This window comes from Zobellella sp. DQSA1, from assembly GCF_041950555.1.
Classification (GTDB): domain Bacteria; phylum Pseudomonadota; class Gammaproteobacteria; order Enterobacterales; family Aeromonadaceae; genus Oceanimonas.
Map to the genome: position 1 here is coordinate 1,404,278 of NZ_CP169531.1, position 23,169 is coordinate 1,427,446.

A 23,169-nucleotide genomic window follows, 5' to 3' on the forward strand; every position below is an offset into this window, starting at 1 on the left:
GGCCTGCTCATTCATTTCAATAACTCTCCGCAGCCTGGCTTGTCGTGGCTGACGCCCAACAGGCTGGCGATGGTGCCACACAGCTCGGTCTGCCGGGGGTGGGCGTGGCGGTCGTGGCTGAAGGCCTCGCCCAGCACGAACAGCGGCACCTCCCGCTCCTCGGGCAGGGTGCCGCTGTGGCTCTGGTCCCGGTTCATGCCGTGGTCGCTGGTCACCAGCACCTGGTAGCCTTGTTCCAGCCAGGTCGGCAGGTAGTCCGCCAGCCAGAGGTCGAGGCGGCGGGCACTGTTGCGGTACTGGGCGGAGTCCAGGCCGTGCTTGTGGCCGGCGTCGTCCACGTTCATCGGGTGGATCAGCAGAAAGTGCGGGTCGAAGCGCCGGCGCAGCCATTCCGCGTCCAGCAGCAGGTGGCAGTCCGGGTAGTCGTCCCGGTGGTAGAACACCCCGTACTGGATAGCCAGGCTTTCGTCCTGGGTGAAACGATCCCGCACCGCCTGGTAGGGGGCGCGGTTGTACAGCTCGCTCAGCCAGTGGTAGGCCGCCGCCGCCGTGGTCAGGCCGGCGCCGCGGGCCAGGGTGAAGATGCTCTGCTCGCGGCTCGGGCGCACCACCTGGTTGTGCAGCACACCGTGATCCACCGGCCGGGTGCCGGTGAGGATGGTCTCGTACAGGGGGCGGGACACCGCCGGCAGTTCGCACTGCAGTCGGTAGCCGGTGGCCCGCCCGGCTTCGCTCATGGCCAGCAGGTAGCCCAGGCTGTGCTGGGCGACCTCATGGGCCAGACCGTCGATCAGGACCAGTATGACCTTGTTCATGCTCAGCCCTTCTGGTGCAGCAGCACGTCGGACTGCCACAGTCGGGACAGGGTGCGGGTGGTCTGCTCCCAGGCGTCGAAGTCGGCGATGGGGCGGGCCTTGGCGTACATGTCGTTGGGCAGCAGTCTGGTTTGCACGTCTTCGGGCAGTGCTACGCTGGTGCGGATGGGGCGGGCATAGCCCCGGGCCAGGTTGATCTGCCCCGCGTCGCTCAGTATGTATTCCCGCGCCAGCTTGGCGGCGTTGGGGTGCTTGGCGTACTTGTTGATGATGGTGGCGTAGCCGGAGATCAGCGAGCCGTCGCTCGGGATCACCACGGTAAAGCGGTCGCGGTCTATCTGGTCACGGTAGTTGAGGGCGTTGAAGTCCCACATCACCGCCATCTCGATCTCGCCCTTTTCCAGGTTGGCGATGTTCAAGTCCACCGGCGACAGCCGGCCCTGTTTGGCCAGCTCGGCGAACAGATCCATGGCCGGCGCCAGGTTGGACTCGTCCCCGCCCAGGGCGAAGGCGGCGGCCAGCACGGCGCTGTTGGCCTGGGCCGCCACGCCCACGTCGCCCAGGGCCACCTTGTAGTCGCCCTGGCGCAGTTCGGCCCAGGAAGCGGGCGCCCTGGTCACCAACTGGTTGTTGACGATAAAGGCGATGGTGCCGGTATAGCCCAGCATCCAGTGGCCGTCCTTATCCTTGGCCCAGTCCGGGATCTCGCTCCAGGTGCTGGGCTTGTAGGGTTGGGTCACCCCATGCTGCACCGCGATGGGGCCGAAGGCGGCACCTACGTCGCCGATGTCGGCGGTGGCGTTTTCCTTCTCGGCGGCGAACTTGGCGATCTCCTGGGCCGAGCTCATGTCGGTGTCCTGGTGGCGGATGCCGTATCGCTCGGTCAGGTCCCGCCAGGTGTCCTTCCAGTTGGCCCAGGAGTCGGGCATGCCCACGCTGTTGAGCCGGCCCTCGGCCCGGGCCTTGGCTTCCAGCTCCTTGATATCGGCGGCCTGGGTGGTGGCACTCAGGGCCAGGGTAAGCAGACTTGCGGTAAACAGATGTTTCATGAGTTCCAATCCTCTGGACTAGGTCAGGTTCGGGACTCATGCTAGGAGGCCTGTGTGACAGAACGGCGACGGTTTTGTGGCAATTCGATGCCGTTTTGATGATGCTGTGACCGTTTCGCTGTCATCGGGCTGTCATGGCGGCGGCCGATACTGGCGCCACTCTCCCCTGGACTAGGCCATCGTCATGGAGCCGCTTCCCAAAACCCAGATTGCCCATATCACCGAGACCCTGCGCCGCCAGATCGCGGCCGGCGCCCTCCAGTCCGGGGCCAAGCTGCCCGCCGAACGGGAGCTGGCCGCGCTGTTCGACACCACCCGCATCACCCTCAAGGAGGCGTTGTCCGTGCTGGAGGTCGAGGGGCTCATCTACCGGGAGGGACGGCGCGGCTGGTTCGTGTCGCGCCCACGCCTGGTCTACAACCCGGCCAGCCGCTCCCACTTCCACGCCCTGGTGGCAGCCCAGCGCCGCCGGGCCGAGACCCGGGTGCTGGGGGCCGGACCGGTGGTGGCGCCATCGGAGTTGGTGGCGGAGCTGGAACTGGCGCCGCTCAGCCCGCTGTTTTGCATCCGCCGGGCGCGGCGCATCGATGGCCGGACCGTGCTCCATGTGACCCATTTCCTGCGCCCAGCCCTGTTTCCGGGTATAGAACGCCAGGATCTGAGCCAGTCCCTGACCGAGCTCTACCGGCGCGAATACGGCCTGGAGTACGGCCGCTCGCGCTTCGACATCTGCCCCACCGCGGCCCGGGGCGAAGCGGCCCGGGTGCTCAACCTGGCCCCGGGCAACCCGGTACTGGCGGTGACCCGGGTCAACTACGACCAGTTCGGCCGGCCGATCGACTGCGACCGGGAAATCTGGCGCCACGACGCGGTGCGCATCCGCATCGACAGCGATGAGTACCCGCAGCCCCGGGAAGCGCCCCTGCGGTCGGCGGGATAGCCCCCGGCGGGCACCGGAGGGGGATTGAAAGAGGTAACAGGGATTGCCTCTTCTCTGCGGTCACAGCAAACTGTCCTGCTCATGACTCATAGGCTAGCCAGGAGCATACCGTTTGACCCCGTTGAAGACAGAGGCCTTTGCCGCCTTGCGCCGGACCCTGGACAGCTATCATCCCCTCGGCGACCAGAGCTGGGCGGCGCTGCAGGACGCCTGCAGCTACCGGGAATTGCGCAGGCATGAGCGACTGTGCCGGGCCGGCGAAACGCCCACCTCTTTTTCCTTCGTCCACCGGGGCCTGTTCCGGGCCTTTGTGCTCGACGAGAAAGGCAACGAGTACAACAAGGCCTTCTTCGAGGAAGGACGTTTTCCCGGGGCCATGACCGCCCTGCTGCGCGGTGAGCCGTCGCGGGTGACCCTGGAAGCGCTGGAAGCGGCGGTGGTCATCGATATTTCGTTCGCGAGTTTCCGCCGTTTGTTGCACCGACACCACGATCTCGCCTTGTTCCAGATCCACTACCTGGAGCATCACTGGCTGCTGGACAAGGACGCCCGCGAGATAGCGCTGGTGCAGGAGGCGGCGGCCGAACGCTACCTGCGCTTTTTGCGCGACTTTCCGGCCCTGGCCGGGCGCCTGCCCCAGTACCATATCGCCTCCCACCTGGGCATCACCCCCACCCAGCTCAGCCGTATCCGCAAAAAAATCGCATCCGATCAACCTATGTAAAGGAAGTCGTCCCTGCCTCCCCCTATGCTGGCGGACAGCTGCGGATCATGGTGGTCCGCCTGTCGGGAGGAAGTCGAATGAATATTATCCGTACCCTGCAATGGCATTATTCGGCCAAGTCTTTCGCCGCCGGGCCGTTGGCGCGGCGGTACTTGCCATGAGCCTGTTGCCGGTACTGGCCCTGGTGGCGGGGGCTGCCATCGCGTTGCAGGCCGGCCTCAATGCCCAGCTCGGGGTCCAGCTGCGCCATGTGCTGCTGGGCACCACCATCGCCTTCGGGGTGGCGGCCGGGGTGTCCCTGCTGGCCAGCCTGGCTCTGCCGCGGAGCTGGCCGGGCCCGGATACCCTGCAGGCGGTGCCGGGCCATCTCTGGTTCGGCGGCGCCCTGAGCGCCCTGGGGGTGGGGCTGTTCTATTTTCTGATCCCGCGCATGGGAGTAGGGCCCATGATGTCCTTCGCCCTGAGCGGCCAGTTGGCGGTGGCGCTGATCGTCAGCCACTACGGCTGGTTCGAGCTGCCGGTGCGGCCGCTCACCCCGATAAAGCTGCTCGGGGCGGTGGCGCTGGTGGCGGGGATCATCTTGATAAACCGGGAGTGAAGCATGAATAACAGCCTGTTGGACAAGGCGAATATCGACAACCTGACCGCCCTGTGGCGGGCCATGGGTACCGAGCCTGAGATCGGTGGTATTGCCGGCCTGCGGGCCAGCCGAGGCTGGCCGCACCGTTTCTGGTTCGATTGGGGCCATCAACCGGTGTTCGAGGGGCATGAACTGGCCCGGCTGCCGTCGAGGGCCCTGGTGCCGGTCTGGGCCGAGGGCTCGGCGCTGGAGCGGGCGCTGGTAGGCCAGGGATTCGGCGTGGCGCTGGAGCAAAGGGCCATGCACCTGAGCATGGACGGCGAGGGAAGCCGGCCGGAAGACGGCTTGCAGTTGAGCCGGGTACTGACGCCCGCCCAGGTGGGGCAGTGGGCGGCGCTGTGCGGCCGGGCCTTCGGTTATGAGGTGGCGGCGGCGACCGTCCGCCGACTGCTCGGGGTGAGCGAGGCCGGCTTGCTGCTGGCAAGCCGGGAGGGCAGCGCCGTGGCCACGGCGCTGCTGTATCGCACCGGCGAGGTGGTAGGCATTCACCAGGTCGGGGTGGTGCCGGAATGCCGGGGCCAGGGCATCGCCCATGCGCTGATGCTGCAACTGATGGCCCTGGCCCGGGAGCAAGGGGGCCGCTATCTCACCCTGCAGGCCTCCGCCGCCGGTGAGGGGCTCTACCGGCGGCTGGGGTTCGAGCCCCGCTTTCCGATCAGGAGCTACCGGCGCGGCTGAGCCGGTGCCATCGCCGGCAGCAGTTCGGCCAGGGGCTGGCGGCTGCGGAACAGATTGCTGCCGCCGCCTTCGCGGCTCAGGTAGATAAAGCCGTCCTCGCCCAGGGCGATGCCTTCGAACTGGCCTCCTTCGGCCAGCAGCCAGCGCCGGCCCCGGGCTTCCTCCACCCGACCGTCCCGCACCGGGTAGAGCCACAGCCAGGCGCGTCGGTCCAGCCAGTTGCGGCTGTAGCCCAGCAACAGCAAGGTCTGGCTGCCGGCGTCGTAATCGGCGCCGGTCACCAGCATGGCTGTGGCCAGCCGCTGCTGCTCGACGAGCGGCGCCTCGCCACCCTCCGTCGACAGCTTGTACAGGGCGCTGTCTTCATCCAGCCAGCGCTTGGTCAGCAGCCACAGCTCGCCGTCCACCCAGGCCAGGGCCTCGGCGTCGAAGTTGTGCTGGTGGCGGGGTGGCTGGAAGTTGTTCTGCTCGGCGTAGGCCACCGGCAGGCGTTGGTGCAGTTGCAGCGCGTCTTCTTCCAGTTGCAGCCGGTACACCGCTAGATCCCGGCGTCGGCCGCCGTTGTTGCCGGTATCGGCGAGGAAGATATCGTCGCCGTGCACGGCGATGTCTTCCCAGTCGCGGTTGGAAACGGGGACGGGCAGTACCCGGGTGATGGCACCACTGGCCGACAGCATGAACAGCTCGGCGGCGTTACCGCTGTCGTTATGGCTGAGCAGGCCGCCCTGCCAGACGGCCAGTCCCGAGGTTTCCGAAAGCCGGGGGGAGAGATCGGCCAGGGGTTCGAGTTCGAGTCGATCGCCCCGGGCGGCAACACAGCCGGCCAGCCACAGGGAAAACAGGGCGAGGGAAAACAGGCGCATCGGTTTTTTCCTTGTCATTCAACGAGCCGCTGTTATAGCGGTTTTGCCGGGGGTGGCACAAGCCTGTCTGCCCGGGTCGGTTTCCAGCCCTTTGGGGTCGCCGCCGCCCATGGGCCGGCGGTGCCTTGCGGTTAGCATGATGACGGCGGCATACCTGACGGGTAGCGGTATCTGCTGCCATTGTGGTGCCCAACCGGTGGTCTGCGCTGGTTTTATTTTTTACGCCAGCTCAATCTTTGTGCATAAAGCTGCTAAGCTGCCGGTCGATTCGATAATAACAATGAAGCAGGGGGAAACCAGAGTGACCAGGGGTGTTGCGCTGTCGGTATTTTCGTCGGTGTTGTTCGCGGTGCTGTATTACTACGCCAGCCTGCTGTGGCCGCTCGACGGCGAGCAGATCTTCGGCTGGCGCATGCTGCTGACGCTGCCCTGCATGGGCCTCTTCCTGCTGCTGAGCGGCGACTGGCGGCTGGTGACAAACCTGCTCGGCCAGCTTGGGCGCCGGCCGCTGCTGTGGTTTGGCCTGCCGTTGTCGTCCGCCCTGGTGGGAGTGCAGTTGTGGCTGTTTATGTGGGCGCCGCTCAATGGCCGGGGACTGCCGGTGTCGCTCGGCTATTTCATGATGCCGCTGGCATTGGTGCTGATCGGCCGTTTCGTCTACCAGGAGCGACCGAGCCGGTTGCAGTGGCTGGCGGTAGCCTGCGCCGCCGCCGGCGTGGCCAACGAGCTGTGGCGCTCGGGAGGAATTTCCTGGGAAACCCTGGTCGTGGTAACGGGTTACCCGGTCTACTTTATGTGGCGGCGCCGACTCGGTTCCGACCATTTGGGCGGACTCTGGCTCGATATGGCGTTGCTGCTGCCCCTGGCCTGCTGGTTCCTGTTCGCCGTTCCGGCGCCCTTCGCTCCCTTCGCCGAGCGGCCCGCCTTGCCCTGGCTGGTGCTGGGGCTGGGCCTGGTCAGCACCCTGGCCCTGGTCAGTTATATCCTGGCCAGCCGGCGCCTGCCCTTTACCCTGTTCGGCCTGCTCGGCTATGTGGAGCCGGTGTTGCTGGTGTTCGTGTCCCTGTTGCTGGGTGAGACCATAGCGCCCGGCGAGTGGGCTACCTATATCGCCATCTGGACGGCGGTGGGGCTGTTGGTGCTGGAAGGCATCAAGCGGCTGTGGTCCTTCAAGCGTTATCCTTTTAGATAAGATGAAAGCACTGAGACAAGGTATCGAGCGTCAGGTGATGGGGGTGACCGGGCTGGCGCTGGGCGACATCGACTACGAGCACCCCAGGGGCGATCCCGGCCTGTTCGGCCCGGATTCGGTGATCTGGCGGGTGCACGGCGATTTTACCGCCATGCTGTGTGGCGGTATCGGTGCCCTGATGCTGCAGATGCTGCACCCCCTGGCCCTGGCCGGAGTCTGGGATCACTCCCGTTTCCGGGAAGACATGCCGGGCCGGCTGCGCCGCACCAGCCAGTTTATCGCCGCCACCACCTTTGCGCCCCGGGCCGACGCCGAGCGCCTGATCGAACGGGTGAAGGGCATCCACCGGCGAGTGACGGGGGTGGCGGCCGACGGCCGGCCCTATGCGGCAGACGATCCGGCCCTGCTCACCTGGGTGCACGTGGCGGAAGCCAGCTGCTTTATGGCGGCCCACCTGCGCTACTGCAACCCTGGCCTGAGCCTGGCCGAGCAGGACCGCTACTTCGCCGAGGCCGCCCGGGTGGCCGAGGCGTTGGGGGCGCAAGGCGTGCCCAAAAACCGGCGGGATATCGACCTTTACCTGCGGCAGATGCTTTCCGAACTGGTGTTCGACGAACGCACCGCCGAGATCTTCCGGTTGTTGTTGGCGGCACCGGCGCCCAGCCCCCTGGCCCGGCCCCTGGTGGGACTGATGATGAAGGCGGGCATGGATCTGCTGCCGCCCTGGGCGCTCGACCTGAGCGGCCGGCAGTTGGGCGGGCTCGAGCGTCGTGGCGTGCGTCTGGGGGTACACGCACTCGCCCTGGTGCTGCGCTGGGCGGTGCGCAACGGCGCCTCCCACCGGGCGCGCCGGCGGATGGGCTAGGCCCACATCACGCACAGGGCGGCGACCACGATCAGAGCCAAACCCCAGTGATCCTGGCGACCCAGCTTTTCCCGGAAGTACCAGGCCGAGATCATCAGGGTGAACAGCACCTCTATCTGGCCCAGGGTCTTGACCAGGGCCACGCTTTCCAGACTCATGGCGCTGAACCAGCCGATGGATCCCAGGCAACTGCTGAGGCTGATCAGCAAGGTCAGTCCCGGCCGGCGCCGGAGGGCTTTGAGGCCGGCGGGATCCTTGACCCCCAGCCAGAGCAGCAGCACCAGGGTCTGCAGGGAGATCACCAGTAGCAGCACCCAGGCGGCGCCGAAGGGAAAGGGCAGGTCCAGCACCAGGCTGGCTTCCCGCACCCACAGCGAGGTGAGGGCGAAGGCCAGGCCGCTGCCCAGCCCCATCAGCAGGGTGGCCGGCGAGACGGCGCCGCCCACGGCCCGGCGCAGGCCGCTCAACAGCCACACCGCCAGGCCGCCGATCAGCACTCCCAGCCAGCCCAGGGAGGTGAGCGGGGCACTGAAAAAGAACACCCCCAGGGCTGCCGCCAGTATCGCCTCGCTCTTGGCCAGCCCCACTCCCACCGCGTAGTTACGCAGCTGGAACAGCCGCACCATCAGGGCGGTGGCCAGGATCTGGCTCAGGGCCGCCGCGACTATGTAGGCGGCGAAAGGAAAGCTGATATCGGGCAGCGGTTGCTGGGGCTGCCAGCGATAGAGCAGCCACAGGTAGAGGGCGGCGATGGGTCCGGCCAGCACGAAGCGCGACAGGGTCACGGCGGTGGCGCCGGCCTCCTGGCTCAGCTGTTTCTGGAAAGCATTGCGCCAGGCCTGCATCAGGGCGGCGAACAGGGTAAAGGGGATCCAAAGCACCGAACAGCTTCCTGGTCAAAAGGGCCCCGTTGAGTAGGCAGGGCGGGAATAGAAGGGGAAAAACGGAATCGATTTCCCGTCCGGTCGAGCCTTGGGCCTCCGCCTTCACGGTGGAGACAAGGACAAACAGAACGGGTCCGTTAACGACGCCTCCGCGCTTAGCCCTTGCGGGCCTGCTGCTCCTGCTTGCGAGCCATTTTTTCCGCCCGGTGCCGCTCGGCGGCCTTGACCGCGTCGCTGCCGATATGGGCCTCGCCCCGTGCGTTCGCCAGTTGCAGCTGGTGTTCGCGCTCGGCATAACGGCGGCGCTGCTCCGGGGTTTGCCGGTCGTGGCAATGGGGGCAACTGACGCCGTGCTGGTAGTGGGGGCTTTGCAGATCTTCCTGGGACAGCGGTGCCCGGCAGGCGGAGCACAGCTGATAATGGCCCGGTTGCAGCTGATGATCCACCGTCACCCTGTTGTCGAACACGAAGCACTCGCCCTGCCACAGGGAGTCTTCCTCGGGCACTTCTTCCAGGTACTTGAGGATGCCGCCGTGCAGGTGATAGACCTCGTCGAATCCCTGTTCCTTGAGGTAGGCGGTGCTCTTCTCGCAGCGGATGCCGCCGGTGCAGAACATGGCCACCTTCTTGTGCCGGGCCGGATCCAGGTTGTTTTTCACGTATTCGGGAAACTCGCGAAAGCTTTCGGTATGGGGATTGACGGCACCCTTGAAGGTGCCGATATCCACTTCGTAGTCGTTGCGGGTGTCGATCAACACCACCTCCGGGTCGGAAATCAGCGCGTTCCAGTCCCTGGGCTCCACATAGGTGCCGACCACCCGCTTGGGATCTATGCCCTCGACACCCAAGGTCACGATTTCTTTCTTCAGTTTGACCTTGGTGCGGTAGAAGGGCTGCTCTTCGCTCAGGGATTCCTTGTAGTCGATGCCGGCAAAGCGCGGATCGGCGTCGAACCAGCCCTTGAGCCGGTCGATGGCGGCGCGGGAGCCGGCCACGGTGCCGTTGATGCCCTCGGACGCCAGCAGCAGGGTGCCGCGGATCTGCTCGGCTTCCATCACGGCCAGCAGCGGCTCGCGCAACGCCTCGTGGCTTTCCAGGGTAACGAATTTATACAGGGCACAAACAACAAACTGAGACATGCTTTCCTCCAGCGCCGCGCCGGCCGTGCGCTGCTTGAACGGTGATTTCGCGCCAGCCCGGGGGCGGGGCGCAACAGGGCGGGGATCATAGCAAATTTATCCGGTGCTCTGCACCAGTGCGGCGTCGGTCGGTGGTTTCCTTATGCCTTGTTGTCGACCATGGCGAGCGTAACTGCCTATTGAATTTAAGGATAAAAATGCATGGGTGCATTCCCTGGCGGAATGCCCCAGTGCTAAGGTGGGCGCAGGAGCCCGTGCCATGGAGGCCAAGATGTACCGTCCCTTTAAAACCCTGCCCCCGCTCGACAGCCTGCTGTTTTTCGAGGCGGTGGCCCGCCACGGCAGCTTTACCCGGGCTGCCGCCGAGCTGTGCCTGACCCAAAGTGCGGTGAGCAAGCAGATCAAGGTACTGGAAAGCAGCCTGGGACTGGCACTGTTCGAGCGCCAGCCCAGGGGTATTACCCTGACCCGGGCCGGGATGGCGCTGTTCGGTGAACTCACGCCGTTGTTGCAGCAGCTGCAGCGCAGTGTCGAGCGGCTGCAGGCCGCGCACAATACCAGCAGCCTGACCCTGGTGTGCACCCATGCGGTGGCCCACTACTGGCTGTTCCCGCGGCTGGTGGAGTTCAACAAGGCTTGCCCCGGGCTGGCGGTGCACGTCAACTCCACCAACGACATCAATGAATACAGCCTGGATGAGTGCGATCTGGGCATTCTCTATGGCGACGGCAACTGGCCCTCGCTGCGGGCGGAGCCGTTGTTCGAGGAACGGGTTTACCCCATCTGCAGCCGGGAGCTGGTGCTGGACGAGCCGACTGACGTCGCCGGACTGCGGGAGCTGCCGTTGATCCAGCTCGATTCCTCGGCCTGGAACTGCATCGACTGGGCCGACTGGTTCCGATATTTCGGGGTGGAGTACCGGCCACCGGCCAACGTCCCGACCTTCAACCAGGTGACCCTGGCATTCAACGGCGTGCTGCAAGGCATGGGGGTAGGGCTGGGCTGGGATTTCATGGCGCGGGAACAGCTGGAGGCGGGGCTGATCCGCCGGGTCGGCCCCTACTGTTACTCCACCGGCCGGGCCGACTACCTGGTGCACAACAGGCACAAGCCGTTGTCGACGGCGGCGGAGACCTTCCGGTGCTGGCTGCTGGAAAATGACTAGCCTTTCTTGTCCGGCTCAGGTTTGGCGGGCACGAAGGTATGGAACAGGGTCCAGTAGCAGTAGAGGGTAACGCCGGTGATGATGATGCCCCACAGATGCTGGCCGCTGAGCCATTCCCAGCCGGCCCAGCCGGCGCAGAACAGGGTGACGGCGATACGCCGCCACAGCGGCTGGAAAAACAGCAGATCCTTCTCTTTCATGGCGATGGTTCCCCGGTTCACAATCAGGGGCAGTTAATCATGCCCGGACCTGGTTGTCGAATATATGTTTCATTTTTGTGATCTTTGAAAGGAGGAGCCATGAGCCAGAGCAACCTGAAGGACGCCATCCCCGCCCACCTGCCCGAGGAGCTGATCCAGACCCTGGCCGGCAATGGCGGGGTGCGCATCGAGCGCATCGTCTCCCGTGGCCACCGCTCCCCGGAGGGTTTCTGGTACGATCAGCCCGAGCAGGAATTTGTGCTGCTGGTGGCGGGCGCGGCGGAACTGGAACTGGAGGAACCCCACGAACGGCGGCAGCTGGGCCCCGGCGACTACCTGACCATCGCTGCCCACCGTCGACACAGGGTCAGCTGGACCCATCCTGATCAGGATACCCTCTGGCTGACGGTGTTCTTTGCCGGCGATACTGCACCGGCGTCAGGCCGAAGCGGCGCTTGAACACTTTGCCCAGATAGCCCGTATCGCGGATGCCGACTTCCTCGGCGAGCAAAGCCAGATCGTGGTGGCTGTGCAGCAGCCGCCAGGCCAGGTGCTGCAGGCGCAACTCCTGCCAGTGAGCCCGGGCCGGGTGACCGAAATGGGCCATGAACAGCCGGTCCAGCTGGCGCCGGCCCAGGCCCATCCGCTCGGCCAGCTCCTTCACTGTCATGGCGGTGCCCAGGTACTGGCGCATCAGGGCCAGGGCCCGGCCCAGGTGGCGCCCGACGCCGGACCCGCCATCCAGGGAGTTGGGCCGTTGGCCCGGGGTACGGGCTTCGTCCACCAGCATGTCCGCCAGCCCCTTCAGGGCCCGCTCCCGGCCGCAGTGGCGGGCGAGCAGCTCGGTGGCGAGTTCGATGGCGGCGCTGCCGCCGGCGCAGCTGATGCGTTTGCCGTCCAGCAGATAGAGCTGCTCCGTGGTCATGGAAATGTGCTGAAAAGCGGTGGCGAATTCCCTGGCGTGGCGCCAGTGCACCGCCACCCGGTGGCCCGCCAGCAGGCCCGCTTCGGCCAGCAGGAAGCAGGCGTTGTCGACGCTGGCCAGGCTGAGGCCGTGGGCCCGGGCCAGGCGCAGCAGCGCCCGGTAACGGGGGGTAAGGCGCCGGGTCTGACCCGCTTCGCGGCCGCCGAAGATCACCAGGTACTGGTAACGGCTCCAGTCCAGTTCCCGGGCCGTGGCCTGGGTCGTGACTTCCACCCCGCAACTGGCGGTTACCCTTTCCTCCGGCGTCAGGCCCAGTATCCGCCAGCGGCAGTAGCGCTGGCGGCTGTGATCCTCGTCGTCGGCGGAAAAACGCAACTTGTCGAGAAAACCGCCGAAGGGCAGCAGGGCGAAGCCGGGCAGGGGCAGCAGCAGAAAACCGACGTCGGGGCTCGGCATGGGGACTCCACATGTCCAAATATTTCCTTTTTATGTCTTATTTTTACGAGGAATGAAAGAGGGGACAGCCGCATAATCGTGCCTACCAACCCATAACGGAGCCCTACCATGGCACTGGATACCTGGCTTATCTACCTGGCCGCCAGCATCGGCCTTTCTCTCACACCCGGCCCCAACGGCCTGCTGGCGCTGACCCACGGCGCCCTCTACGGCCCGGGCAAAACCCTGGCCACCATAGGGGGCGGCGCCCTGGGTTTTGTGGGGGGGATCGGGCTGTCGATGTTCGGTATCGCCTCGGTGCTGAGCCTGGCCGGGGAGCTGCTGTTGGTCATGAAGGTCGTCGGCGGCCTCTATCTGGTGTGGCTGGGCGTGCAGGTGTGGCGTTCGCCGGCACCGGGTGGCGGCATGGTGCAGCCAGGGGGCGAGGTGAATGGCTGGGCCATGGCCCGCCAGGGTTTTTTCTCGGCTTTGGCCAATCCCAAGGTCATTCTGTTTTTCGCCGCCTTCCTGCCCCAGTTTATCGACCCCGCGGCCAGTCTCTGGTTGCAATTCGTCATCATGGCGGCCACTTTCGCCCTGGTGGAATGCCTGACGGAGCTGTCTATCGCCGGTTTTGCCGGCCGGGTGTCGGGCTGGCTGCAGCGCAGCGGGAAGGGCTTCAACAGAGCCTGTGGTAGCCTCTTTATGCTGATTGGGAGCTGGCTGCCGCTCAGCCGCTAGCGAGGACGCGATGGGGGTCAAAGTTTCCGCTCTAAGTGGTGGCCTGATAATAAATATTGCTTAGAATGTTGCAGCTGAAATGACACTTCCCACCGGGGATGGCTCGGCAAGGCCCCCAGGGATGGGGCCACGGCGGGCATCCGGTCGATGCAGCAGTATCAGGACCAGTTATTTAGTGGCCAGCCACGGGGTGGCTTAATCAGATGCCGGACCTCTGCTTCGCATGGTGCGACATCAGAATAAGCTGTTTAACGGAATAATAACAATGATGAGAGTATCAGGATGAGCCTCTACCGAACCATAGAAAAGACGTTTTGGTATACCCTTACCCGTAAAATCGTGGGGAATGTGATTGCACTATTACTGCCCCCGTCGTTGCTGATAGTCGTTTCCCTGTTCTATGTAAACCAATTGACGAATGAAGTCCGCGGGCTGGAGGGGAATACGTCCGGTGCGGAGCAAATCCTGCAGCAATTCTGGTGGCTAATGATGGCGGGCACTGCGTTGACCCTCGCGGTCGGGATTTTTATCGTGTTTTTCATGCGCGAAATCTTTGTCAGACCCATCAGGGATATTACCCGGGCATTACAGGCGGTAAAGGATAAAAACGGCGATATATCGGCAACGCTGCCCGATTATACCTTCGATGAAATTTCCATGATGGCCAGGAGCTATAATGATTTTTCCGGCAAGCTGAAAGCCATGATCAGTGAAGCCCGGTCGAATTCGATCAGCGTGGCCATTAATGCCACCCGCTTGCAGCAAATGATTGCTCATGCCGGCCATTCTTCTGCCGGGCAGGAAAGAATTGCCCAGCATATTTTCGAATCCAGTCAGCAGGCGACCCTGGCTGTAGAAGAAATAGCCGCCAACACGGTCAATATCAGCCAGCAAACCACCCAGAACCTGACGGATGTTCGTCGGTCGAGCGAGGAGCTGCATCTGGCCGTGGACAAGATCAAGGCCGTGGAGAGTCTGACCCAGGAATTCAGTCAAACCGTCAACACCTTGAGCCAGAATTCCAGGAACATTCAAAATATCCTGGGATTGGTACAGGACTTTTCAGAGCAAACCAACCTGCTGGCCTTGAATGCCTCCATCGAAGCGGCCCGCGCCGGCGAGGCCGGGAGAGGTTTTGCCGTGGTGGCGAACGAAGTACGCAACCTGGCCCGGAAGGTAGGCGATGCCACCCAGGAGATACACCGCAATATCGGTGAAATGACCAGCCTGGTACAGAGCACGCGTGAAGGAGCCGACACCATCAGGCAGCATATTCAGGAAACGGATGCGTTCATGAGCCGAAACCGGGATCAGTTCGGCGGCATGGTGCAGGACTTTGAACAGATGAACCAGCAGCTCACCACCATTTCCGCCGCCCTGGATGAACTTTCTTATACCAACAAAGAATCACATCAGCATGTGGAGTCCATCGCCGAACTGTCTTCTGCCATGAAAGACAATATGACCCAGTCGCAGGATTTTTCTTCGTCCCTGGAACATTCCACCGAAGCGACCCTGGAGCTGCTGTCGCAGTTTATTGTGGGGCAGGGTAACTTCGAGCGTATGACCCAACTCGGAGCCAGGTGGGCGGATGAGGTGAGTACCATGCTGGAGCGGCTCCAGGACAAGGGCATCAACCTTTTTGACCAGAACTACCGGCCGGTTAATCCCGGACAGGAGCCGGCCCAGTTTATGACGGAATATGTCACGGCGGTGGAAGGCGAGCTGCAGGCGCTTTATGACCGCTTTATCAAAGAGCATCCGGAGTTTATTTATGTGGTGGGGGTGGACACCAAAGGTTATATCCCGGTGCATCACGGCAAAAGCTCCCAGCCATTAACCGGCGATAAGGACAAGGACAATATCCACTGCCGCCACCGACGGCTCTATAACCACAGCCGCCAGGAACGTCGTCGCTGCAATCATGAGAAGCCTTTCCTGCTGCAGAGCTATATCCGTAATACCGGTGAAGTCATCAATGATCTTTCCATTCCCTTGTATATCAAGGGTAAACACTGGGGCTCCCTGATCCTGGGTTTCGACGCCGGCCACCTGTTGGCGGATAAGGCGGCCTGAATCTTTCGTCACTCTCGCGAAGGCGGGAATCCAGTGCAAACTGCCATGGGTCTCCGCCTTCGCGGAGATGACAGGTGTTAAACCGCAGAGTTGTCAGAAAAATATCTGGCGACAGAATGGATTATGGACTTTGTCAACAAAGAGACAGGGCCCTTCGGCCCTGCCCTGAACCTCAACGCAGTCGCTTCAGCAGCGACTCGCTGGCATAGCCGTCGGCCACCTGGCCGATGGACTGCTGGAAGGCACGAATAGCACTGATGGTATTGGGCCCGATCACGCCGTCGGCGCCTTTGGTGTCGAAACCGCGGGCGCTCAGGCGGCGCTGCAGTTCTTCCTTCTCGGCCCGGCTCAGGGACCGTTCGCTCCTGGGCCAGGGGGTGCGGAACTCGCCGCCGCCGGCCAGTTTGTCGCCCAGGTGGCCCACCGCCATGGCATAGGAGGTGGCGTTGTTGTAGCGACGGATCACCCGGAAGTTGTTGAAGACGACGAAGGCCGGACCCTGGGCACCGGCGGGCACCAGTATGGCGGCCTCGCCGTGATCGGGCAGGGGGCGGCCATCGAGGGTGGTCACGCCCCGGTCGCGCCAGTAGGCCACGGGCCGGCGATGGTCCTGGTCCGCGATGCCATAGTCGAAGCCCGCCGGCAGTTTCACTTCCAGCCCCCAGGGGGCGCCGTGCTGCCAGCCGAAGCGGGCCAGGTAGTTGGCGGCGGAGGCCAGGGCATCGGTGGGGTCGTCGCCCCAGATGTCCCGCTTGCCGTCGCCGGTAAAGTCCTGGGCATACTGCAGGTAGCTGGTGGGCATAAACTGGGTATGGCCCATGGCCCCGGCCCAGGAGCCGCGCATCCGCTCCGGACTGGTGTCACCCGACTGCAGTATCTTGAGGGCGGCAATCAGCTGCTCTTCGGCAAAGCTGCGACGACGGCCCTCGAAGGCCAGGGTGGCGAGACCTTCGATGATGCCGGTATTACCCCGGAAGGAGCCGTAGTTGGTTTCCATGCCCCAGATGGCCATGATGACCTTGGCATCTACTCCGTAGCGTTCCTCGATGGCCTTGAGGGTAGGGCCCAGTTCCTGCCATTTCTGGCGGCCGTTGCTGACGCGGGTGGCGGAGGTGGCGGTGTCCAGGTATTCCCAGATCTGCTTGGTGAATTCGGCCTGGCGCCCGTCCAGACGCATGACTTCCTGGTTCAGCCTGACGTCGCGAAAGGCGGCGTCGAATACCGCCGGCCGGATACCGGCGGCCAGGGCCCGGCCGCGAAAATCCTGCCGCCAGGCCGCAAAACCCTGCTGCTCGACCGCACTGGGTGGTGATGTGGCGGCGGCCGGTTGCTGTGGCTGGATGGCGGCGGGGGCCGGCTGGGAGGTTTCGGCCTGGCCGGCACAGCCGCTGAGCACGGCGCCGATCACCAGGGCACTGAGGTAAGGTTGCTTCAAATTCTTATCCCGTCTGTTGGCATGACTGCCCGCAGCATATCCCAAGTTGGGAAAAATTAAAGGGCTTTGCGGTATCCATGGAGCAGGAAATCCGGCTCCGGGCCCGGTAGGGGGAAGAGTGACCATGGGGTGACCAATTTGACGGCACCGGGGCTAAGCTTGCACTTGGGACTGGTTGCCGACGGCGAGGAGAGATGAACGATGAAACAGAAAATTCTGGTAGTGCTGACCAGTGTGGAAAAGTACCCCAACCTGAACCGGGCCACCGGACTGTGGTTGGGCGAAGCGGTGCATTTCGTCAGCAAGATGGAGGCGGCCGGTTACCGGGTCGACTATGTCAGCCCCAGGGGCGGCTACACCCCCATCGATCCCCACAGCCTGGCCATGGCCGATGAGCTTGACTGGCAATGGTACCAGAACAAGGCCTTTATGAACCGGCTGGGCTCGACCCTCAGCCCCGCCGAGGTCGATCCGGATGACTATGGGGTGATTTATTTCGCCGGTGGTCACGGTGTTATCTGGGATTTTCCCGACAACGAGGCCTTGCAGCTGATCAGCCAGCGTATTTACGAAGGGGGCGGCATAGTGGCTTCCGTCTGTCATGGTGCCGCCGGCCTGTTCAATATCCGGCTGTCCGACGGTTCCTTGCTGATCAAGGGCAAGGAAGTGACCGGTTTTTCCAACGAGGAAGAGATGCTGGCCGAGCTGGACCAGGTCGTGCCTTTTCTCACCGAGGATGAGCTGGTCGAGTGCGGCGCCCTCTACCGGAAGGCACCGGCTCCCTGGCAGCCCTTTGCAGTCAGCGATCAGCGGCTGGTCACCGGGCAGAACCCGGCCTCCGGCGGGCCGGTCGCCGAGCTGGTATTGTTGGAGTTGGAAGAATAAAGCCGGCTTTATCCGGCCGCGGCGGCCAGCAGTTCACGGACTTCCCGGTCTTCGGTCTGGCCGAAGTCGAGATAGTACTGGCCGACCGAGCCGAACTCCGGACTCACCAGCAGGGCAACGAACTCGTCCACCAGGCCCCGGATCCGGGACCTGGCTTCGCTTGAACTCACCGGCACCGCCACCACCAGCCGCGCCGGCAGCCGGCTTTTGACTGCCCGTACCGCCGCCTCCATGGTGGCGCCGGTGGCCAGGCCATCGTCCACCAGCAGCACGGTGACGCCGGTAAGTGCCAGCGGCGGCGCCTCGCCCCGGTAGACCTGCTCCCGGCGTTGGAGTTCTGTCCGTTCCCGGCGGATCACCCGGTCTATCTGGGCCTGGTCGATACCCCCGGCACCGACGATATCCGGATTCCACACCAGAATATCGCCCGAGGCGATGGCGCCCATGGCCAGCTCTTCATGATGGGGGTGGCCGAGCTTGCGCACCAGCAGTACATCAAGCGGGGCGGCCAGGGCCTTCGCCACCTCATAGGCCACCGGTACCCCGCCCCGGGGCAGTCCCAGCACCAGTAAACCCGGGTGGTCCTTGTAATGCTGCAAGGCCTTGGCCAGGGCCCGGCCGGCGGCGCGGCGATGGTGAAAAGGTGACACTGTCGTGATGTCCATGGGGGCAATACTCGATTTAAGTGTAGAGCACGGCAGGCCCATTTTCGGTCGTTGTATAGAAGCTGCTTCTATGAGCGTTAGCGTACAGAAACCAGAGCGGATGTGGGACATGATGGGGATGACGATTGACGGGAGCGGCGGCATCCGGTGCTCACCTTCATTACGCAGGAGAACTGTCATGAACATGATCAAGGGGTTTGGTTCGGTACTCGGTTTGACCGGGGTGCTGATGCTGGGCGGCTGTGAAACCCAGCGTAACCAGCCCATGCAGTCCAACCAGCCGTATCAGTCTTCGGGATACGGGACGACCAGTCAGCCCACCGTGTATTCGGGGTATGGCGTGGTGCAATCGATAGAACTGATGCAGCAGGACAGTTCCGGCAGCAGCATCGGCCTGGGAACCATTGCCGGTGCCGTGGTCGGGGGGGTCGCCGGCAGCCAGATCGGCTCCGGGCGCGGCAGTATAGCGGCGACCGTGATTGGCGCGGCAGGGGGGGCCTACATCGGCCACGAACTGGAAAACCGACAGGCCCTGGGGCCGGATATCTACCGGTTCTCCGTTCGCATGGATAACGGCTCATATCAATCGCTGATGTTGGAGGGGAATCCCGGTTTCAGAGTCGGTGACAGGGTCAGGATCAACAACGGCATCATGCAGCGGTATTAACGATGGCGCAAGGGCGTCGTCCGTTCCGCCGGCCTGTCATCGGCGAACTCGCTGAAATGCTATTTGAAAAGAGGTGATCTCATGAAAACAATACGGAGTGTCATGCTAACCGCCGTATTCTCTGCCGTGCTGTTCGGTCTGTTCGGTCTGTCCGGCTGTGCCGGCATGTCGGATCAGGGGCGGAGTACCGCCATCGGTGCCGGTGCCGGTGCTTTGGGTGGGGCCGTACTTACCGGCGGCAGCACCACCGGTACCCTGGGGGGGGCCGTGGTCGGCGGCATCATCGGCCATGAAGTCGCCAAATAAGGGGCGGCCCTAATAAGACGAGGGGCCTTGCGGCCCCGCGGCTTGATGACGGCGTCCACCATCAGTTCCTCGCCAGATATTTCTCTGACGATTCTTCGGTTTGACATCTGCCATCTCCACGAAGGTGGAGAGCCATGACCGTTTGCACTGGACTCCTGCCTTCGCGGGAGTGACCACCGAATAATACGAAGCTTTGTCAGCAACGTGAGGGACCTTGCGCCCCCGTCAACTGTCGCACCCGCCGGTATGCGCGGAGGGGTAACCCCGGCAAAATGCAGCAAAATCGGGCCGGCGGGCAGATAACCCGGTTGGCCTTTGTTATTATTGACGTTTTGCCGGGACAGCATGACGCTGGCCGCTTATCACGACAAGCACAGGGATATTGTTAATCCATGTTCACAATCATCGGTACCCTGCTCGGCGGCATCGGCCTGTTCCTGCTGGGCATGATACTGCTGACCGAGGGGCTGACCGCCCTGGCCGGAGACCGGCTGCGTACCACCCTGGGTCGGCTGACCGGCTCCAAGGTCAAGGCGGTACTGAGCGGGGCGGCCATCACCGCCCTGGTGCAGTCTTCCCATGCCACCACCCTGGCCACCATCGGCTTCGTGTCGGCCGGCCTGCTGTCCCTGAGCCAGGCCATCGGCGTGGTGATCGGTGCCAACCTCGGCACCACCAGCACCGGCTGGCTGGTGTCCCTGCTCGGGCTCAAGCTGTCCATCGGCAGCCTGCTGCTGCCGCTGGTCGGCGTCGGCGTGCTGTTGCGGCTGCTGGGCAAGGGACGCCTGGCCTCTGCCGGTATCGCCCTGGCCGGTTTCGGGGTGTTGTTCGTGGGGTTGGATCTGCTCCAGAATGGGATGGGCGGGGTGGCGGAGCGTATCGATCTCAGCCAGTACAGCGCCGCTTCCCTGGGGGCGCGTTTCATGCTGCTGCTGGTGGGGCTGGTGATGACGCTGCTGATGCAGTCTTCCAGCGCCGCCCTGGCCATTACCCTGACGGCCCTGGCGTCGGGCACCCTTTCCCTGGAGCAGGCCGGGGCCATGGTCATCGGCCAGAATCTGGGGTCCACCTTTACCGCCGCCCTGGCGGCCATCGGCGCTACCATCGCCGCCAAGCGAACCGCCCTTATCCATATCCTGTTCAATATCGGGGCCGGCACCCTGGCCTTTTTTATCCTGCCGCTGCTGATTTACCTGGCTGACTGGCTCACCGGTGATGGCGTGGGCGACAGCCATGCCCTGACGCTCGCGGCTTTCCATACCCTGTTCAACGTGCTGGGGGCGGCGTTGTTTCTGCCCTTCACCAGCCAACTGGCGGACCTGGCCGAACGGGTACTGCCGGAGCCCAGGCCCTCCCTGACCCGCCACCTCGACGCCAGTATGCAGGTGGTGCCCTCACTGGCGGTGGAGGCCGCCCACCTTACTCTGCGCCAGTGCGCCCAGGTGGTGTTGCAGAACGCCGCGGCCCGGCTGCGCAACGAGGAGGCCGGTTTCGTGGTGGCCAATCTGGACGAGGCCCGGGACGCCACCGAGGTGGTGGCCCGTTACCTGGCCCGGCTGCCGGAGGCGGAAGGGGAGGTGCTCAACCGGCTCAACGCCAGCCTGCATCTGCTCGACCATGTGCGCCAGTGTGCCCACGAGGCGCTCAAGATCCGCTGGGAACCCCAGGTGCAGGCGATCATCCCGCTGACCCAGCATGCCCGGGAACTGGCCGGCTCGTTGCTCAATGCCGCCCAGGCCCTGACCGCGCATCAACCCGAAGACAATATCGAACTGGCGTTGCAGGCCTTGCGCGAGCACAACAAGGATATCCGGTTGTCCATTTTGCAGTCTTCGGCCACCCGCAAGTTGTCGATGGAAGCGACCCTCGACGGCCTGACCCTGGCGCGCAGCTGCGAGCGGCTGAGTTATCATGGTGAGCGTTGCCTGTTTTACTTGCAGGGCCTGGCCGGTACGGACAAAATTGTCCCCGGCAGCCTGGTCGAGGCCGGGCCGGAATTATTAGCAGATGAGGAAAATGCGTGAAGTGTCCCTGTTGTGAAAAAGTGATCCGCCCCGCCCAGGTCACCGAGCGGGAAAACCGGGGGCTCAATGTGCATTTCCGTTGCCCCCATTGTGGTGCCCGCCTGGCGGTGAACGGCCGGGCCACCCGTGCCAAGCTGATGGGATTCGTTTTGCTCTTGTCCGGTTCCGGTGTCATGCTGTGGGGGCCGCAGGCATCCTGGGTGTTCGGCCTTATGGTCTGTATTGCCGGCGGGGTATTGGCCTTCAGCGCCCGGCGCAAGGAACTGAAACTGCAATGGTTGGACAAGCCCGACGGGTCGGACAAGAATTAACAGACCGCCCGGACCGATCATCCCCTCGGAGCCGCCATGTACCTGATCAGAGACTATCAAGAGACCGATCTCAGCAGCCTGGAGCTTATCTACCACGACGCGGTGATGGCACAAGGGCACCAGGGCTACAGCGATGAGCAGGTCTCGGTGTGGGCATCGTTTCCCTACCTGTATGCTGATGAATTCAAGGCCCTGATCCGGGACGGCTACACCCGGGTCATGGCCTTCCAGCAGATACCGGTGGCTTTCGCCACCCTTTACCCGGACGATCACCTGGCCCTGCTCTACGTGCTGGCCGGACATACCGGCCGGGGCCTGGCCGGCCGGCTCTGTGCCGATATCGAACGGGAGGCACAAAGGCGCGGGGTCGGCCTGCTGCATACCGACGCCAGCCTGTTGTCCCGACCGGTATTCGAGCAGCGCGGCTTCCGGCTGGTGACCCAGCAACAGGTCAGTCGGGGCGGCCATGCATTTACCCGTTTTATGATGGAGAAGCCGCTGGCTCCCCCCGTCGCCTGAGCCGCTGGCACAATGGCGCGGATTACCGCAAAATAGCGGCCTGCCCCGCGAGGGGCAGATCATTTATTTGGGGTAGGGAGAGCACTAGTGGCCAAGCCGAAAGACACCTATTATCTGACCGCCCATTGCCTGGGCAGCCTGGGTACCGTGGATGTGGTGACCCGCTACCTGCGTGAGCAGGGCTGTTACGTGGTGGAAATGCAGACCTTCGATGACGTCATCAGCGAGCATTTCTTTATCCGGGCCGAGTTCCGTCCGCCCCGGGAGCCCGCTTTCGACGAAGAGGGTTTTCGGGCCGGCTTCCGGCCCCGGGCCGAGCCGTTCGACATGCAGTGGGAACTGACCTCCACCCGCCACCGGCCCAACGTGGTGATCATGGTGTCGAAATTCGATCACTGCCTCAACGATCTGCTCTATCGCTATCGCACCGGCCAACTGGCCATCGAAATCCCGGCTATCATCTCCAACCACCCGGATCTGCAGCGCCTGGCCGACTGGCACCATATTCCCTATTATCACCTGCCGGTAAGCGACGATAACCGCACCGAGCAGGAGGCCCAGGTGCTCGGTATCATCGGGGAGTGCGAAGCGGACCTGGTGGTGCTGGCGCGTTACATGCAGGTATTGAGCCCGGCCATGTGCGAAGCGCTCAATGGCAAGGCCATCAATATTCATCACTCCCTGCTGCCCGGTTTCAAGGGTGCCAAACCCTATCACCAGGCCTACGACAAGGGCGTCAAGCTGGTGGGGGCCACCGCCCATTACATCAACAATGATCTGGACGAGGGTCCCATCATCACCCAGGGGGTGGAAGTGGTGGATCACAGCCATTACCCGGAGCAGTTGATTGCCAAGGGGCGGGACATCGAATGCATCACCCTGGCCCGGGCGGTGCAGTACCATATCGAACGCCGGGTGTTCCTGCACAACGGCAAGACGGTGGTCTTTACCAGTTGAGCCCTACGACAGAGACAGCAGCCGTAGGGTCGACTCCAGTCGACCAACCTCGCAGAACCAAAGAGCACA

General features: G+C 63.7%; 26 protein-coding genes. 17 read left to right on the plus strand and 9 right to left on the minus strand.

The genetic code is table 11. From position 1 onward, the window contains the following. Window positions 1–11: 11 nt before the first annotated feature. The gene (locus ACEVBK_RS06815; RefSeq protein ID WP_375057840.1) at window positions 12–815 is read right to left on the minus strand and encodes an alkaline phosphatase family protein; all 804 of its coding nucleotides are present in this window, start codon (window positions 813–815) and stop codon (window positions 12–14) included. 2 nt (window positions 816–817) lie between these two features. Further along, the gene (locus ACEVBK_RS06820; protein ID WP_375057841.1) at window positions 818–1,864 is read right to left on the minus strand and encodes an ABC transporter substrate-binding protein; all 1,047 of its coding nucleotides are present in this window, start codon (window positions 1,862–1,864) and stop codon (window positions 818–820) included. Window positions 1,865–2,048: 184 nt separating this feature from the next. Here ACEVBK_RS06820 and ACEVBK_RS06825 point away from each other — a divergent pair, with 184 nt between their 5' ends. The 4 genes from ACEVBK_RS06825 to ACEVBK_RS06840 all read left to right on the plus strand — a co-directional run bounded on the left by ACEVBK_RS06825 (window position 2,049) and on the right by ACEVBK_RS06840 (window position 4,846). Next, window positions 2,049–2,804, plus strand: a complete 756-nt coding sequence (locus ACEVBK_RS06825; RefSeq protein WP_375057843.1) for a UTRA domain-containing protein — start codon at window positions 2,049–2,051, stop codon at window positions 2,802–2,804. 112 nt (window positions 2,805–2,916) lie between these two features. Continuing rightward, the gene (locus ACEVBK_RS06830) at window positions 2,917–3,528 is read left to right on the plus strand and encodes a Crp/Fnr family transcriptional regulator (protein ID WP_375057844.1); all 612 of its coding nucleotides are present in this window, start codon (window positions 2,917–2,919) and stop codon (window positions 3,526–3,528) included. A gap of 157 nt (window positions 3,529–3,685) precedes the next feature. After that, window positions 3,686–4,126, plus strand: a complete 441-nt coding sequence (locus ACEVBK_RS06835) for a DMT family transporter (RefSeq protein ID WP_375057845.1) — start codon at window positions 3,686–3,688, stop codon at window positions 4,124–4,126. A 3-nt stretch (window positions 4,127–4,129) separates the two neighbouring features. After that, window positions 4,130–4,846, plus strand: coding sequence for a GNAT family N-acetyltransferase (locus ACEVBK_RS06840; protein ID WP_375057846.1), 717 nt, complete (start codon window positions 4,130–4,132; stop codon window positions 4,844–4,846). Here ACEVBK_RS06840 and ACEVBK_RS06845 read toward each other — a convergent pair. Next, window positions 4,831–5,709, minus strand: coding sequence for a hypothetical protein (locus ACEVBK_RS06845; RefSeq protein WP_375057847.1), 879 nt, complete (start codon window positions 5,707–5,709; stop codon window positions 4,831–4,833). The genes ACEVBK_RS06840 and ACEVBK_RS06845 overlap by 16 nt on opposite strands. A 301-nt stretch (window positions 5,710–6,010) precedes the next feature. Between ACEVBK_RS06845 and rarD the strand changes: the two genes are divergently transcribed. Then, the gene (gene rarD, locus ACEVBK_RS06850; protein WP_375057849.1) at window positions 6,011–6,901 is read left to right on the plus strand and encodes an EamA family transporter RarD; all 891 of its coding nucleotides are present in this window, start codon (window positions 6,011–6,013) and stop codon (window positions 6,899–6,901) included. Window position 6,902: 1 nt separating this feature from the next. Next, window positions 6,903–7,766 (plus strand): oxygenase MpaB family protein, encoded by an 864-nt coding sequence (locus ACEVBK_RS06855; RefSeq protein ID WP_375057850.1) that lies wholly within the window; start codon window positions 6,903–6,905, stop codon window positions 7,764–7,766. Here ACEVBK_RS06855 and ACEVBK_RS06860 read toward each other — a convergent pair. Both ACEVBK_RS06860 and ACEVBK_RS06865 read right to left on the minus strand, forming a co-directional pair. Next, window positions 7,763–8,647 (minus strand): EamA family transporter, encoded by an 885-nt coding sequence (locus tag ACEVBK_RS06860; protein WP_375057851.1) that lies wholly within the window; start codon window positions 8,645–8,647, stop codon window positions 7,763–7,765. The genes ACEVBK_RS06855 and ACEVBK_RS06860 overlap by 4 nt on opposite strands. A gap of 158 nt (window positions 8,648–8,805) precedes the next feature. Then, window positions 8,806–9,789 (minus strand): rhodanese-related sulfurtransferase, encoded by a 984-nt coding sequence (locus tag ACEVBK_RS06865; RefSeq protein WP_375057852.1) that lies wholly within the window; start codon window positions 9,787–9,789, stop codon window positions 8,806–8,808. A 259-nt stretch (window positions 9,790–10,048) separates the two neighbouring features. On the opposite strand from ACEVBK_RS06865, the gene ACEVBK_RS06870 reads away from it, so the two are divergent. Further along, entirely contained in the window at window positions 10,049–10,954 is a 906-nt protein-coding gene (locus tag ACEVBK_RS06870) for a LysR substrate-binding domain-containing protein (RefSeq protein WP_375057853.1), read from the plus strand. Here the strand turns inward: ACEVBK_RS06870 and ACEVBK_RS06875 are convergent. Beyond that, window positions 10,951–11,154 (minus strand): hypothetical protein, encoded by a 204-nt coding sequence (locus ACEVBK_RS06875; protein WP_375057854.1) that lies wholly within the window; start codon window positions 11,152–11,154, stop codon window positions 10,951–10,953. The genes ACEVBK_RS06870 and ACEVBK_RS06875 overlap by 4 nt on opposite strands. A 99-nt stretch (window positions 11,155–11,253) precedes the next feature. Here ACEVBK_RS06875 and ACEVBK_RS06880 point away from each other — a divergent pair, with 99 nt between their 5' ends. Beyond that, window positions 11,254–11,613 carry a cupin domain-containing protein gene (locus ACEVBK_RS06880; protein ID WP_375057855.1) on the plus strand — a complete coding sequence of 120 codons (360 nt, stop codon included), beginning with the start codon at window positions 11,254–11,256 and terminating at the stop codon, window positions 11,611–11,613. Here ACEVBK_RS06880 and ACEVBK_RS06885 read toward each other — a convergent pair. Further along, window positions 11,522–12,535: a GlxA family transcriptional regulator gene (locus ACEVBK_RS06885; RefSeq protein WP_375057857.1), complete on the minus strand. Its 1,014-nt coding sequence runs from the start codon at window positions 12,533–12,535 to the stop codon at window positions 11,522–11,524. The two genes, ACEVBK_RS06880 and ACEVBK_RS06885, sit on opposite strands and share 92 nt — an antisense overlap. Before the next feature lie 108 nt (window positions 12,536–12,643). Between ACEVBK_RS06885 and ACEVBK_RS06890 the strand changes: the two genes are divergently transcribed. Together ACEVBK_RS06890 and ACEVBK_RS06895 are read left to right on the plus strand one after the other, a co-directional pair. After that, window positions 12,644–13,255 carry a LysE family translocator gene (locus tag ACEVBK_RS06890; protein WP_375057858.1) on the plus strand — a complete coding sequence of 204 codons (612 nt, stop codon included), beginning with the start codon at window positions 12,644–12,646 and terminating at the stop codon, window positions 13,253–13,255. Window positions 13,256–13,537: 282 nt separating this feature from the next. After that, the gene (locus ACEVBK_RS06895) at window positions 13,538–15,331 is read left to right on the plus strand and encodes a methyl-accepting chemotaxis protein (protein ID WP_375057860.1); all 1,794 of its coding nucleotides are present in this window, start codon (window positions 13,538–13,540) and stop codon (window positions 15,329–15,331) included. 172 nt (window positions 15,332–15,503) lie between these two features. On the opposite strand, the gene ACEVBK_RS06900 is transcribed toward ACEVBK_RS06895, so the two are convergent. Further along, on the minus strand, window positions 15,504–16,766 hold the full coding sequence (locus ACEVBK_RS06900; protein WP_375057861.1) for a lytic murein transglycosylase: 1,263 nt from the start codon (window positions 16,764–16,766) through the stop codon (window positions 15,504–15,506). Between the two features lie 201 nt (window positions 16,767–16,967). Here ACEVBK_RS06900 and ACEVBK_RS06905 point away from each other — a divergent pair, with 201 nt between their 5' ends. Continuing rightward, complete coding sequence (locus ACEVBK_RS06905; protein ID WP_375057862.1) at window positions 16,968–17,651, plus strand: type 1 glutamine amidotransferase domain-containing protein; 684 nt, start codon at window positions 16,968–16,970, stop codon at window positions 17,649–17,651. An 8-nt stretch (window positions 17,652–17,659) separates the two neighbouring features. Here ACEVBK_RS06905 and ACEVBK_RS06910 read toward each other — a convergent pair whose 3' ends face one another. Then, a complete protein-coding gene (locus ACEVBK_RS06910) occupies window positions 17,660–18,316 on the minus strand; it encodes a phosphoribosyltransferase (RefSeq protein ID WP_375057864.1) in 657 nt (218 codons plus the stop codon). Between the two features lie 178 nt (window positions 18,317–18,494). Between ACEVBK_RS06910 and ACEVBK_RS06915 the strand changes: the two genes are divergently transcribed. The 6 genes from ACEVBK_RS06915 to purU all read left to right on the plus strand — a co-directional run bounded on the left by ACEVBK_RS06915 (window position 18,495) and on the right by purU (window position 23,100). After that, the gene (locus ACEVBK_RS06915) at window positions 18,495–18,983 is read left to right on the plus strand and encodes a glycine zipper 2TM domain-containing protein (RefSeq protein ID WP_375057865.1); all 489 of its coding nucleotides are present in this window, start codon (window positions 18,495–18,497) and stop codon (window positions 18,981–18,983) included. A gap of 102 nt (window positions 18,984–19,085) precedes the next feature. After that, a complete protein-coding gene (locus ACEVBK_RS06920) occupies window positions 19,086–19,289 on the plus strand; it encodes a glycine zipper 2TM domain-containing protein (RefSeq protein WP_375057866.1) in 204 nt (67 codons plus the stop codon). A gap of 392 nt (window positions 19,290–19,681) precedes the next feature. Next, window positions 19,682–21,313 (plus strand): Na/Pi cotransporter family protein, encoded by a 1,632-nt coding sequence (locus ACEVBK_RS06925; RefSeq protein WP_375057867.1) that lies wholly within the window; start codon window positions 19,682–19,684, stop codon window positions 21,311–21,313. After that, window positions 21,310–21,624, plus strand: coding sequence for a hypothetical protein (locus tag ACEVBK_RS06930; protein WP_375057868.1), 315 nt, complete (start codon window positions 21,310–21,312; stop codon window positions 21,622–21,624). Before ACEVBK_RS06925 ends, ACEVBK_RS06930 begins: the two co-directional genes overlap by 4 nt. A gap of 36 nt (window positions 21,625–21,660) precedes the next feature. Continuing rightward, entirely contained in the window at window positions 21,661–22,143 is a 483-nt protein-coding gene (locus ACEVBK_RS06935) for a GNAT family N-acetyltransferase (RefSeq protein ID WP_375057869.1), read from the plus strand. A gap of 87 nt (window positions 22,144–22,230) precedes the next feature. Then, window positions 22,231–23,100 (plus strand): formyltetrahydrofolate deformylase, encoded by an 870-nt coding sequence (purU, locus tag ACEVBK_RS06940; RefSeq protein ID WP_375057870.1) that lies wholly within the window; start codon window positions 22,231–22,233, stop codon window positions 23,098–23,100. Window positions 23,101–23,169 lie beyond the last annotated feature (69 nt).

Bases quoted from the DNA above. Each gene is read 5' to 3' on its own strand.
- ACEVBK_RS06815 (WP_375057840.1), bottom strand. From the start codon at position 815: ATGAACAAGGTCATACTGGTCCTGATCGACGGTCTGGCCCATGAGGTC.
- ACEVBK_RS06820 (WP_375057841.1), bottom strand. From the start codon at position 1,864: ATGAAACATCTGTTTACCGCAAGTCTGCTTACCCTGGCCCTGAGTGCC.
- ACEVBK_RS06825 (WP_375057843.1), top strand. From the start codon at position 2,049: ATGGAGCCGCTTCCCAAAACCCAGATTGCCCATATCACCGAGACCCTG.
- ACEVBK_RS06835 (WP_375057845.1), top strand. From the start codon at position 3,686: ATGAGCCTGTTGCCGGTACTGGCCCTGGTGGCGGGGGCTGCCATCGCG.
- ACEVBK_RS06840 (WP_375057846.1), top strand. From the start codon at position 4,130: ATGAATAACAGCCTGTTGGACAAGGCGAATATCGACAACCTGACCGCC.
- ACEVBK_RS06845 (WP_375057847.1), bottom strand. From the start codon at position 5,709: ATGCGCCTGTTTTCCCTCGCCCTGTTTTCCCTGTGGCTGGCCGGCTGT.
- ACEVBK_RS06855 (WP_375057850.1), top strand. From the start codon at position 6,903: ATGAAAGCACTGAGACAAGGTATCGAGCGTCAGGTGATGGGGGTGACC.
- ACEVBK_RS06865 (WP_375057852.1), bottom strand. From the start codon at position 9,789: ATGTCTCAGTTTGTTGTTTGTGCCCTGTATAAATTCGTTACCCTGGAA.
- ACEVBK_RS06870 (WP_375057853.1), top strand. From the start codon at position 10,049: ATGGAGGCCAAGATGTACCGTCCCTTTAAAACCCTGCCCCCGCTCGAC.
- ACEVBK_RS06875 (WP_375057854.1), bottom strand. From the start codon at position 11,154: ATGAAAGAGAAGGATCTGCTGTTTTTCCAGCCGCTGTGGCGGCGTATC.
- ACEVBK_RS06880 (WP_375057855.1), top strand. From the start codon at position 11,254: ATGAGCCAGAGCAACCTGAAGGACGCCATCCCCGCCCACCTGCCCGAG.
- ACEVBK_RS06885 (WP_375057857.1), bottom strand. From the start codon at position 12,535: ATGCCGAGCCCCGACGTCGGTTTTCTGCTGCTGCCCCTGCCCGGCTTC.
- ACEVBK_RS06890 (WP_375057858.1), top strand. From the start codon at position 12,644: ATGGCACTGGATACCTGGCTTATCTACCTGGCCGCCAGCATCGGCCTT.
- ACEVBK_RS06895 (WP_375057860.1), top strand. From the start codon at position 13,538: ATGAGCCTCTACCGAACCATAGAAAAGACGTTTTGGTATACCCTTACC.
- ACEVBK_RS06905 (WP_375057862.1), top strand. From the start codon at position 16,968: ATGAAACAGAAAATTCTGGTAGTGCTGACCAGTGTGGAAAAGTACCCC.
- ACEVBK_RS06910 (WP_375057864.1), bottom strand. From the start codon at position 18,316: ATGGACATCACGACAGTGTCACCTTTTCACCATCGCCGCGCCGCCGGC.
- ACEVBK_RS06915 (WP_375057865.1), top strand. From the start codon at position 18,495: ATGAACATGATCAAGGGGTTTGGTTCGGTACTCGGTTTGACCGGGGTG.
- ACEVBK_RS06920 (WP_375057866.1), top strand. From the start codon at position 19,086: ATGCTAACCGCCGTATTCTCTGCCGTGCTGTTCGGTCTGTTCGGTCTG.
- ACEVBK_RS06925 (WP_375057867.1), top strand. From the start codon at position 19,682: ATGTTCACAATCATCGGTACCCTGCTCGGCGGCATCGGCCTGTTCCTG.
- ACEVBK_RS06935 (WP_375057869.1), top strand. From the start codon at position 21,661: ATGTACCTGATCAGAGACTATCAAGAGACCGATCTCAGCAGCCTGGAG.